The sequence below is a fragment of the Paracoccus sp. (in: a-proteobacteria) genome (assembly GCF_032007265.1).
In the GTDB taxonomy this organism is placed as follows: domain Bacteria; phylum Pseudomonadota; class Alphaproteobacteria; order Rhodobacterales; family Rhodobacteraceae; genus Paracoccus.
On the sequence record NZ_DALZMB010000176.1, the window covers coordinates 1 to 4,742 of the forward strand.

Sequence of the window (4,742 nt, forward strand, 5' to 3'; positions counted from 1 at the left end):
GTCTTACTCAGCTGATCTAGCCGCGCACCCTCCACCACTTTTTTCAGCTTTGCTTTAGCCAGATTTCCCAGCACCTCTGCCCGCGCATCAAGGCAGATCACAGCATCAGGCACGCTAATCTGGACGTGCTACAGGATCTGGTTGATGGCCTCTTGCCCGCGCCTGTCTCGCCGCCCCATATATATGCCCACAGGCCGACCAGACGTTCGTTAGCGCAGAATTCAGTGTTCTGGAGTGCCCCTCCGAAAGCCATTCTGACATCTTCATGAGTCGGATCAGCCTCACCCAAGTGGCAGTGGCACTGGCGAGCTCACTGACTATGCTCGGTTCGGTGTCATGACCGGAGGATGATATGGCAAGAATTGACGACATAGGCGGACCCGAAAGACTGCACACGCTGGTCAACCGCTTCTACGACCTGATCGAGACAGACCCGCGCGGCGCTGATCTGCTGAAGCTGCATTTTCGCGGCCATGGCGTTGCCCATGCTCGCGTCGAGCAGGTGGATTTCATGTTGGGCTTTCTGGGAGGACGGCGCACATATCAAGAGCGCCACGGCCATATGAATTTACGTGAAATACATGAACATGTCGCCATTCGGAGGCAGGATGCCGAAAGCTGGCTAGCCTTAATAAATCATGCGCTGGACGATTTGGGCCATGGCGGGCCAGAGTTTGACTCATTGCGCACAGCCCTGCGTCGTGCTGCGCTTGTGCTGGTGAACCGCGATGACTTAGAGGATGGAAGCCGTCTGACTAGTTCTTAATGCGACAACATAAATTTCTAGCTGGAATAGCCAGCAAATGCACCTTCACATTTCCGTCCACCCCCGCCATAGATGCCGCGCTTCAGGTTCCCTAAACCCGCAAGCGTGACCGGGTGCGGTATTGAGGTTACGTCAACTCAGCTCCCGGTCAATCCTCGCCGTCCTGTCGGGTAGGCAGCAATGCTGCCGCCTTGCGATCCTCTTCATGCAGTCTCGTGACGATGGCCTCAATATCCACAACTGGCCATTCCTCTGCCGTGATGCGATCGCGCGTGCCGTCCTCATTGAAGCGCCAGCCGCCCAACTCGGGATAACCCGCCAACACACCGTGCACGGTCACCCCGACAACCTGGCGCCGCTGGCATCGCCTGCATCGCCCCCGCCTCTGGATCTCAGGCAGCAGCACGCCATAGGTCACTGCCGCGACACCAGCGTGGCCGCAGCGGCACCGAATTGTTACGTAATAGTCAGCACCGTAAGTGATCATGACTAGAACATAAGGGGAACACGTTAGGAGGTCTAGACGATCCTCAGCGCCCCGTCCCGCAGGGGCCGCTGAAGCGCCTGCGCTTGGTCCCATGGCAGATTGAACCACGCTTGCCACTCATCCGGCTCGGTCAGGATCACCGGCATCGCCTTGGGATGAACGGCGCCGACCTCGGCATTTGGGGGGCAGGTTAGGAAGGCAAATAGATCGTCTGTGGTTTCGCCGTCCTTGACCTTGCGCACCGAGGTCCAGCCTTGGGCCTGGATGCCCGCAAAGAACATCGGGCGACCCTCCACCAGATCAAACCAGACTGGCTTGTGATCATTGCCTGGCTCCGAAAAGCGCACCACCGGCACGAGACAACGATGCTCTGGGCCAAGCCAGCGCCGCCAATGCGGCGAGCGGACATTGCGCACGTTGGTCACGCCGGGGTCACGCGCCGTCTTGAGATACATCGGCGGCGTCGGCATGCCCCAGCGCGCCTTGGCAACTGCCAGCCAGTCGCCTTCGTGACGAATGATTGGCGCCGTGCGATCCGGGTAAACATCCTCTGGCCAGGGCTCATTTCCCGCCAGATCCCGCAGATTGCTGGGGAAAGCTTTAGCTATAAGGTCGGCTGACTTTGCGGTCTGGTAGAGGTTGCACATGGCATCAGAACACATTGAGCAAATAGAGCAGAATGATCACGAAAACCGGGACGCCAAGCAGCCAAGCAATAATGCCTCTCATCTCTTTCTCCTCATCAAATGCTGGGAACCAACCACGCGGCGGCGAGAAAGTTCAGAATTAAGCACCTAGAACAGCGCCCTGTTGACTTGCGGCGCGAAAACTTCGCACTGATTCATGAGCGACAGTTACGCCCGGACAAGAGATCGCCGCGGACGCTTCGCATTTCGGGGGTCGCAGCTCCGTATAGCAGCGCCGAGAAAAAGCGGGAACACGCAATCATAACCCCGTTTCTGCTTCCCCACAGCAATGCAGACGGGCGCTGTCGACTTCGTCTGCGCGACTCCTTGCACAGGCAGTGGGCAGATCAGGAACTATCCCTGCTTCGACCCGTTGGGACAAAGGAGGATTTCTCATGTCAGCGCCGAAAACCGATATCGAGAAGCAAAAGAAGAATCACATCTGGCCGATCATCGGCATTGTTGCCGTCGTCTTGCTGGTTTTGGCTGGTTTCCTCATCTGGTTCGCAGATGAAACAGACGATCCTGTTATGCCGGGGGGTGACACCAACACCCCCATCCAGCCAGCAGAACCACAAGCTAACTGACCAGTATCTGTAAAGATTGCCCCGCCTAGTCCGTCAGCGCGGGGCTTTCTTATCCCATCTGCCCGCCTCACTGGGCGGGGTGGGCATCGCGCAGATCCAATCGTCGCGGCTCCGTCCGAATTCACCAGATTAATGTAGCGCTTAGCGGGCCGAAGCGATTCCCTCGATTGGTGACACTCCTGCCCGCTTCAGCGCCTCGGTCAGCTGATCCAGCCCGGCCTCCTTCGCGATCTCTTGCAGCTTGGCCTTAGCCAGATTTCCCAGCACCTCGGTGCGGGCATCGAGGCCGATCACGGCATCCGGCACGCTGATCTGGACGTGCTGCAGGATCTGATTGATCGCTTCGTGTCCTGTCAGCCCGCGCTGGAGCGCCAGGCGCGCGCCGGTCATCATCGCCGAATGCAGCGCATCACGGTAGCGGGCCTCAATGTCGATGCCCCATTTCTTTCGCGCAGTATTGGCGGCCCAGCCCAGCATCGAGGCCAGCAATATGCTGATGATTTCCAAGACATGCGGCATAACCGCTGCTTTGATGAGATCCATGATCAGTTTCCTTTGAGGAATGCCGCACAGGCAATGTGAATGGCGCTGGCTAGGGCCGCGAAGTGCCGATCGGCAGCAGCGCAGTCGTTGGGGTTCGAGCCGAAGTAAGGCTCCAACAGGACGGCGGGCGCCCGGCCCTGCCATAGGCTTTCTCCACCCCGCTCACCGCGCTTGCGCGTGACCAACCCGCGATCACGCAGGCCAAGCGTGCTGGTCATGGCGGCCTGGATCAGCTTTGCCAGGCGCTGGCTGCCCGTGGTGCCGGAGGTCAGCGTTTCCGTACCCGTTGCCGATCGCACGGCCGCGCTGTTGAAATGCAACTCGATCGAGGCATCCGCGCCCCAGGCATCGACCTCGGCATAGGCCTGCCGGACTTCGGTGGTGTAGCTCGGCACAACTGGACGGCGGAACACGCGGAAGAGTGCAGGTTCCTGGGCGAAGATCTGATTGGCCAGATCCGTCATCCAGTCATATTCGCTGCGCCCGTCCGTGACGCGCACAGCACCTTGCGATCGAGCGTTATGCCCAATCACCAGAGCAATCTTGCCCATGGATCTCTCCTTGAAATGAAAAAACCCCGCACGATGGCGGGGTGATGTGATATGATGCTCTTGGCTTGAGCTGACTTAACTGTTCGGTTCGCCCCGGCCCCCGTGAGAGATGCGATTACGGGGGCCGGTTATCTGAGCCCTCCACGCCAACACAGAATTCCCATTTCGACACACTCTCGTGCGGGGCGAAGGTGACAAAACATTCAGCGTGAGGCGTTAGTAAATATGCTAGAATACACTCGATCCGCGCCGCCCTGGGGAGGAGTCTGCCGCGGATCCCGGCCTCTACCCTGTCGCGCGGCTTAGTGGGGGCCGGTCAGGGCATCTCTCACGGCTGATAACTCTCTCTCGGTGGCTGGAGCTAATTCGCCAATAATATCTCCGAACTATGAAAACTTTGGTTGATGCGGTGAATGATTTTGCTATCAATCAGGTAGCTCGCGACTCGGAGATGGAGTGCATGTGGGCTCCGGCCCCCGACTAGAGGTTGCGCTTCTTGCGGGGGCCGGTCAGTGCATCAACGCGCGCGCCGCAATCATACATCCCGCCATGATCACACGCACTCGCAAGGCGGGCATTTTACCTATGGCATCGAGCTACAGATTATAGCGGGGCACCCCCCTTATGATTCGATGCAACCGCACCTCGCAGTTGGCCGCGGGGGGCTCTCTTTGGAATGAAAAAAACCCGCACGATGGCGGGGTGGTGTGTTAAAATGGGGGACGGCTTGCCCCTTCTGGTGAAGGATCCGTCGCAGGCCGGCGGCCCCTGTCTGGTTGCGCAAGATCACCGCGGGGGCCGACTATTGCATCACAGCCACGTTCGCCCTGTTTACCTTCTGGGTATCTGCCGTCGATAAGACCGCATGAAAGCTTCACACGACGAATCGACCTTCACCCTGGCACGCGGCTCATGGTCGAACACCTATCCGCTTGAAGATCTAGAGAAGTGGCTGACATTCTATCGCCGCCAGAAGGAGCGTTTTCCGAAGTCCGGAAACAACTATGACGCGTCGATTTCGGCCCTCGAGGAACTCTCTCTGGAAATAGGCTTGCGTTCTTGACCTAGATCAACGGCAATTACCTATCGACCCGCTAATGGCGCTGTAAGCTCGTTATTTTG

Annotated in this window: 7 protein-coding genes; 3 read left to right on the forward strand and 4 right to left on the reverse strand. The window is 58.5% G+C overall.

Going from position 1 to position 4,742, the window contains the following annotated elements:
- The first annotated feature begins 352 nt into the window (after positions 1 to 352).
- Positions 353 to 766: a cyanoglobin gene (locus tag RTS12_RS20100; RefSeq protein ID WP_312531826.1), complete on the forward strand. Its 414-nt coding sequence runs from the start codon at positions 353 to 355 to the stop codon at positions 764 to 766.
- A 148-nt stretch (positions 767 to 914) separates the two neighbouring features.
- On the opposite strand, the gene RTS12_RS20105 is transcribed toward RTS12_RS20100, so the two are convergent.
- Together RTS12_RS20105 and RTS12_RS20110 are read right to left on the reverse strand one after the other, a co-directional pair.
- Complete coding sequence (locus RTS12_RS20105) at positions 915 to 1,106, reverse strand: hypothetical protein (protein WP_312531829.1); 192 nt, start codon at positions 1,104 to 1,106, stop codon at positions 915 to 917.
- Positions 1,107 to 1,285: 179 nt separating this feature from the next.
- Positions 1,286 to 1,900: an SOS response-associated peptidase family protein gene (locus tag RTS12_RS20110; RefSeq protein ID WP_312531831.1), complete on the reverse strand. Its 615-nt coding sequence runs from the start codon at positions 1,898 to 1,900 to the stop codon at positions 1,286 to 1,288.
- Between the two features lie 434 nt (positions 1,901 to 2,334).
- Between RTS12_RS20110 and RTS12_RS20115 the strand changes: the two genes are divergently transcribed.
- Positions 2,335 to 2,526: a hypothetical protein gene (locus RTS12_RS20115; protein ID WP_312531833.1), complete on the forward strand. Its 192-nt coding sequence runs from the start codon at positions 2,335 to 2,337 to the stop codon at positions 2,524 to 2,526.
- Positions 2,527 to 2,667: 141 nt separating this feature from the next.
- On the opposite strand, the gene RTS12_RS20120 is transcribed toward RTS12_RS20115, so the two are convergent.
- Positions 2,668 to 3,069, reverse strand: a complete 402-nt coding sequence (locus RTS12_RS20120; protein ID WP_312531835.1) for a hypothetical protein — start codon at positions 3,067 to 3,069, stop codon at positions 2,668 to 2,670.
- A 2-nt stretch (positions 3,070 to 3,071) separates the two neighbouring features.
- The gene (locus tag RTS12_RS20125; RefSeq protein WP_312531837.1) at positions 3,072 to 3,620 is read right to left on the reverse strand and encodes an N-acetylmuramoyl-L-alanine amidase; all 549 of its coding nucleotides are present in this window, start codon (positions 3,618 to 3,620) and stop codon (positions 3,072 to 3,074) included.
- Positions 3,621 to 4,485: 865 nt separating this feature from the next.
- On the opposite strand from RTS12_RS20125, the gene RTS12_RS20130 reads away from it, so the two are divergent.
- Entirely contained in the window at positions 4,486 to 4,683 is a 198-nt protein-coding gene (locus RTS12_RS20130) for a hypothetical protein (protein ID WP_312531839.1), read from the forward strand.
- The last annotated feature ends 59 nt before the right edge of the window (positions 4,684 to 4,742 follow it).

What these genes read in the sequence shown, in the direction of transcription:
- RTS12_RS20100 (WP_312531826.1), top strand. Translation starts at nt 353, where the DNA reads ATGGCAAGAATTGACGACATAGGCGGACCCGAAAGACTGCACACGCTG.
- RTS12_RS20130 (WP_312531839.1), top strand. Translation starts at nt 4,486, where the DNA reads ATGAAAGCTTCACACGACGAATCGACCTTCACCCTGGCACGCGGCTCA.
- RTS12_RS20125 (WP_312531837.1), bottom strand. Translation starts at nt 3,620, where the DNA reads ATGGGCAAGATTGCTCTGGTGATTGGGCATAACGCTCGATCGCAAGGT.
- RTS12_RS20110 (WP_312531831.1), bottom strand. Translation starts at nt 1,900, where the DNA reads ATGTGCAACCTCTACCAGACCGCAAAGTCAGCCGACCTTATAGCTAAA.
- RTS12_RS20120 (WP_312531835.1), bottom strand. Translation starts at nt 3,069, where the DNA reads ATGGATCTCATCAAAGCAGCGGTTATGCCGCATGTCTTGGAAATCATC.
- RTS12_RS20115 (WP_312531833.1), top strand. Translation starts at nt 2,335, where the DNA reads ATGTCAGCGCCGAAAACCGATATCGAGAAGCAAAAGAAGAATCACATC.